Source organism: Candidatus Phytoplasma stylosanthis (genome assembly GCF_032886435.1).
In the GTDB taxonomy this organism is placed as follows: Bacteria; Bacillota_I; Bacilli_A; order Acholeplasmatales; family Acholeplasmataceae; genus Phytoplasma; species Phytoplasma stylosanthis.
In genome coordinates, this window is record NZ_JAUZJP010000030.1 from 1 (window position 1) to 2,040 (window position 2,040).

Below are 2,040 nucleotides of genomic sequence, written 5' to 3' on the forward strand. Positions count from 1 at the left end.
TTTTTTATTCATTAATTTCGTAACCTTTCTGATAATAATAAGATTATTATTATCAAATTTGGAAATTTGAATATATCACTATTATATAACTTTAAGAAAGAAATAATGAAACAAAATAATGATGAAATAAATTTTCATCATTATTTATCGATAATCGGTTGATAGAATTGAGCATATTTTTTGTTTTTTTGTTGTTCTATGAAACGTTGTTGAGCACGAGCGTAACTCGGATTTTTTTGTTTTAATTGTTCTTTTAAAACATTCGCGTTTTCTCTCTTAGTTTCTAATTTGCTTTCTAAATCAGCTTTGTCTTCATATAATTTGCCAGTATCCAAAACTTCTTCTTGTTTTTGGGTTAATTCTTCGATGATGGTTGAGTATTCACCAATCCAAGTTGCAAATTCTTTTTTTATATCTTTGTTTAATTTTTCAGATTTTTTACATTCGTTATTTAAATTTTCTTGGTTAAGACGAAGTTTATAATCAGTTTTTTTCTTTTCGTAATCTTTGTAGTCGGCATCGAGTTTGGCTAAATCGCGGTCAATACGAGTACAAATAGAATCATAAGTTTCTTGAGACATCATTTTTAATGTGCCATCAGGATGACAAAAGAGTTCTTGCGCTAAATGAATTATGCGGTGAGTTTCATGAACAGCTAAACCTACTTTGGCAACAGTTCCTGCCACTTTTTTGGTAACTCCACCACCTACTGCTTTCAACATACCTCGGCCTCCAAAAGCGTCCATATATAATTCTGCTCCTTGAAAAAGAGCGTCACGTAAATTACCAAAACTAAATTGATGTTTTTTATCCCAATCATCTAAAGCGGTTTTAGCGGCTTCCGCACCCACACGTAAAATACGTAATTGTTCTTTTTCGATACCGATTAATTTTATTTTTTCATTCACTTCCTCAATTTCTTTTTGGATTTCGTCATGACGTTCGCTGACTGTTTGAATTTGGTTTAATATTGATTTTTCGGAATCTGATAAAAATTGATAGCTTTCTTCTAAATCTTTTTTTAATTTTTCGGCACGAGTTAACATATCTTGGTATTTTTCTTGTTTATTTTTTAATATACCAATTTGAACTTTGATTTTACCGATTTCACCAACTATTTCTGAAATTTCAGCTTGGAGTTTATCGATTTCCGCTTGTAATCTAATTTTATCATCGGGAGAAGCTAATTTTAACTGTTCTTCTTTAACTTTAATTTCTTTTTCTTTAGTTTCTTTGTCTTTTTCTAATTGGACTAATTTTCCTTTTAAGATAGTAATATTTTTATCATTTTGATCTAAATTTTCTTTTATTTCTTTAATTTTAGCTTCGTTTTTTTCTAAAGCTTCTTTAATTTTTTCTTTAGCTTTTTGGGTAAGATCTTTTTGTTCATAAAGATCTTTTAGTTCTTTATCACATTTTTCTAATTCTTTTTCCCAATCTTTTTTTAAACCATTGTAGTTATTAATTGTATCGGAATATTTGTCAATGGCTTGATCAATTTTTCCAATTAATTGACCATAATATTTAGAGGATGGTTCTTTAGTGCGAAAACAACAGAAATAAATAAGACTAAATATTCCTAAAATAATGAAAAAAGTAGTAAGATGTTTTGACCATGAAGTAGATGTAGAACGTTTTTTAAAGAAACTAAACCCACCCCAGACCGTAATTGCCATCATAACCCAGGTAAAATAAGATTTTAAATTAATAAAACCTTTTAAAACGTCTATTGGTGATAACATTATTTCTCACCTCCTTTCGACATGAATTGGTTTTCAATTTGATCTAATAAACTAAGATCAGGTGAAATCACTATTTGATAAGCTTGTTTTAAATCACTTTTATCGATTTCATTTCTTGGGGTTTCACCTGCCCCACGGGTTTGAGCAAAAATACTCACTGTGGTTTTTAACAAGTTTTCTAAAGTCCGATTCGCTTTTAAGAATTGTTGATGGTCAGGTAAATGTTCTAAAGCTTCATTGATGACTTCATATAAATATTGTTTCGCTTCTTCGCTGTAAGGATTTTTTCTTTTCTTGA

Annotated in this window: 1 protein-coding gene and 1 pseudogene; both read right to left on the reverse strand. The window is 29.3% G+C overall.

All coding sequences use genetic code 11. The annotated features are described in order from the left end of the window. Positions 1–140: 140 nt before the first annotated feature. Complete coding sequence (locus tag Q8777_RS02525) at positions 141–1,742, reverse strand: DNA double-strand break repair protein Rad50 (protein WP_318749486.1); 1,602 nt, start codon at positions 1,740–1,742, stop codon at positions 141–143. Further along, positions 1,742–2,040, reverse strand: a pseudogene (locus tag Q8777_RS02530) (ATP-dependent Zn protease); the annotation flags it as partial. The gene Q8777_RS02525 and the pseudogene Q8777_RS02530, both read right to left, overlap by 1 nt.

Bases quoted from the DNA above. Each gene is read 5' to 3' on its own strand.
- Q8777_RS02525 (WP_318749486.1), bottom strand. From the start codon at position 1,742: ATGTTATCACCAATAGACGTTTTAAAAGGTTTTATTAATTTAAAATCT.